At 45.2% G+C, this 1241-nt stretch carries 2 protein-coding genes; both read right to left on the reverse strand.

All coding sequences use genetic code 11. The features are described from left to right. On the reverse strand, positions 1-633 hold a 633-nt coding region (locus B7Y67_RS18490; RefSeq protein WP_293599888.1), incomplete at its 3' end, for a peptidase. Positions 634-669: 36 nt separating this feature from the next. Further along, a partial coding sequence (locus B7Y67_RS18495) for a transglutaminase family protein (RefSeq protein ID WP_293599889.1) occupies positions 670-1241 on the reverse strand: 572 nt, incomplete at its 5' end.

Below are 1241 nucleotides of genomic sequence, written 5' to 3' on the forward strand. Positions count from 1 at the left end.
ATCCATCGTAACCAGCTTACTAGCTTGCAAAGAATTCTTTTCATAGACCATCAAGTCCAACGGTAAGCCAACAGAAATATTGCTGTTGAGTGTTGAATCCATCGAGATGAGGGCGCACTTGGTGGCTAGATTGAGTGGAGTATCAAAGCTAATGACCCTGTCTAAGATTGGCTTGCCATATTTAGACTCACCAATCTGGAAGTAACAAGTCTCAGGCGTAGCCTCAATAAAGTTGCCAGCAGAGTAGATATTGAAGAGTCTTGGGCGTTCACCTTTTATTTGTCCGCCAAAGATCAGATTGCAATTGAAATCAATGCCTGCTTTTTCGAGTGCCTTGTGATCTCGGTCATAAACTTGCTTGATGGCATCGCCAATGACAACGGCTGCATCGTGAGTGCTTTCCACATTCCATAAATTCTTCCCATTGAGGAGTTGGCCTTGTAATAGGATCTCTTTAACTGCTTGAGTAATGGCAAGATTGCCAGCGCTCATGAGGGTAAAAAAGCGATCTTTATCCTTCTGGAATAAAGACATCTTTCTAAAGGTACCGATCTGATCAACACCCGCATTGGTGCGAGTATCCGATAAAAAAACCAAGCCATCTTTTAGGCAAAGCCCAACGCAATACGTCATCCTGCAACCCCTTTAATTATTTCTCTGGATTATCTCTTACTTGGCTTGGGTAATCGAGATGCTGGCGCTTAATTCTTCACCACCTCCGCCAGAGCGAACCCCTTTGACAGGTGCTGCCGAGTAGTAGTCCCTGCCAATCGCTAAGCGAACATGACGTGCATCAGTAAAGCAGGCATTGGTGATATCAATACTGGTCCAAAGACCTTTATCAATATCAGTGCAGAAATCAATCCAGGCATGGCTTGCAAGGTTTGGTGCATCTTCAGCAAAGAAATAGCCACTGACATAACGTGCCGGAATACCTGAGGCACGACACAGCCCAAGCATGATGTGCGCATGGTCTTGGCAAACACCGGATTTCATGGCAAAGGATTGGGCAGCGGTGGTTGCAAAATTGGTTTGCCCTGGTGAGTACAAAATAGTCTCTTGTACTGCGGCAGCTAAAGCTAAGACCTGATCAACTGAGTTTTTCTTGGGAAGAGAGGCTGCAAAATACTCCAGCATCTCTACAGTTGGCTCAGTCAGATTTGTTTGTTGAAGTAGGTGGTAAGGGGAGACTGCCTTGGGCTCATCAATAAACTCAAAAGCATCTTGAGTATGAACCTCAC

Source organism: Polynucleobacter sp. 35-46-11 (assembly GCF_002281105.1).